Raw genomic sequence first — 2,048 nt, forward strand, 5'->3', positions numbered from 1 at the left:
GGCGAAACTGATCTGGCCCTTGCGCTCGAACAGATAGGCCACCGAACCGTCGGTGCCGAGGTTGCCGCCACACTTGCTGAACGCGTGACGCACCGCTGCGGCGGTACGGTTGCGGTTGTCAGTCATGCACTCGACCATCACCGCCACACCGCCCGGGCCGTAGCCTTCATAGGTCAGTTCTTCAACGTTGTCCGCTTCAGTGGCGCCGGCACCGCGCGCGACGGCACGGTCAATGATGTCGCGACTCATGTTGGCGCTCAACGCCTTGTCCAGAGCCAGACGCAGACGCGGGTTGGAACCCGGATCACCGCCACCCTGACGGGCCGCAACGGTCAGTTCACGGATCCACTTGGTGAAGATCTTGCCCCTCTTGGCATCCTGACGTTCTTTGCGGTGCTTGATGTTTGCCCACTTGGAATGACCTGCCATAACTTGCTCCGAATGCTCTTTGAAACCTTGCCCGCCCCGCCAAGGCAGCGGCCGGCAATTGAAAAATTCGACCTGAGAAAGAAAAAAGGCGCATCCGAAGATGCGCCTTCAGGCCCGTCTTACTCAGCCTTTGGCGTTTCGCGCAGGCGAATATGCAGCTCGCGCAATGCCTTGGCATCCACTACGCCCGGAGCCTGCGTCATCACGTCGGCAGCACTCTGGGTTTTCGGGAAGGCGATCACTTCACGGATCGACTGGGCGCCGGTCATCAGCATCACCAGACGGTCCAGACCGAAGGCCAGACCACCGTGCGGCGGTGCACCGTATTTCAGCGCGTCGAGCAGGAAGCCGAACTTCTCTTCCTGTTCCGCTTCGTTGATGCCCAGCAGGCGGAATACCGCTTGCTGCATTTCCTTGCGGTGAATACGGATCGAACCGCCGCCCAGCTCGGTGCCGTTCAACACCATGTCGTACGCACGGGACAGTGCGCCGGCCGGGTTGGCTTCGAGTTCCTGCGGGGTGCACTTCGGTGCGGTGAACGGGTGGTGCAGCGCCGAGAAGCTGCCGTCGTCGTTCTCTTCGAACATCGGGAAGTCGACGACCCACATTGGCGCCCACTCGCAGGTCAGCAGCTTGAGGTCGTGACCGAGCTTGATACGCAGCGCGCCCAGGGCTTCGCTGACGATCTTGGCCTTGTCGGCACCGAAGAACACGATGTCGCCATCGACTGCGCCAACGCGATCGAGGATCACGTTGAGCTTGTCTTCAGGAATATTCTTCACGATCGGCGATTGCAGACCTTCAACACCGGCAGCACGCTCGTTGACCTTGATGTACGCCAGGCCCTTGGCACCGTAGATGCCGACGAACTTGGTGTAGTCGTCGATCTGCTTGCGCGGCATGCTCGCCCCGCCTGGAACACGCAGTGCGGCGATGCGGCACTTCGGATCGTTGGCCGGGCCGCTGAACACCTTGAATTCAACTTCTTTGAGCTGGTCGGCAACGTCGACCAGTTCCAGTGGAATACGCAGGTCCGGCTTGTCCGAACCGTAGCGGCGCATGGCTTCTTCGAAGGTCATGTGCGGGAATTCGCCGAACTCCAGGTTCAGCACTTCCTTGAACAGGTTGCGGATCATCTGCTCGGTCAGACCCATGATCTCTTTTTCATCGAGGAAGCTGGTCTCGATGTCGATCTGGGTGAATTCCGGCTGACGGTCGGCACGCAGGTCTTCGTCACGGAAGCACTTGGCGATCTGGTAGTAACGGTCGAAGCCGGCCACCATCAGCAGTTGCTTGAACAGCTGCGGCGATTGCGGCAGGGCGAAGAACGAACCGGCATGGGTACGGCTCGGCACCAGATAGTCACGCGCACCTTCCGGAGTGGCCCGGGTCAGGATCGGCGTTTCGACGTCGAGGAAGCCGTTCTCGTCGAGGAAGCGACGGATGCTGGTGGTCATGCGCGAACGCAGACGGAGCTTCTCGGCCATTTCCGGACGACGCAGGTCGAGGAAGCGATAGCGCAGGCGGGTTTCTTCGCCGACGTCGGAGAACTCGTTGAGCGGGAACGGCGGGGTTTCCGACTCGTTCAGCACTTCCAGTTCATAACCGAGCACTTCGAT

General features: G+C 60.6%; 2 protein-coding genes. Both read right to left on the reverse strand.

Going from position 1 to position 2,048, the window contains the following annotated elements:
* Positions 1-429 (reverse strand): YebC/PmpR family DNA-binding transcriptional regulator (locus OQK_RS00300; RefSeq protein ID WP_016770602.1); only part of this gene is annotated, 429 nt, incomplete at its 3' end.
* A gap of 119 nt (positions 430-548) precedes the next feature.
* Positions 549-2,048: aspartate--tRNA ligase (gene aspS / locus OQK_RS00305; protein WP_038860069.1), on the reverse strand; the 1,500-nt coding region annotated here is incomplete at its 5' end.

Origin of the sequence: Pseudomonas sp. R62 (assembly GCF_000257605.1) — a bacterium.
Lineage (GTDB): Bacteria > Pseudomonadota > Gammaproteobacteria > Pseudomonadales > Pseudomonadaceae > Aquipseudomonas > Aquipseudomonas atacamensis.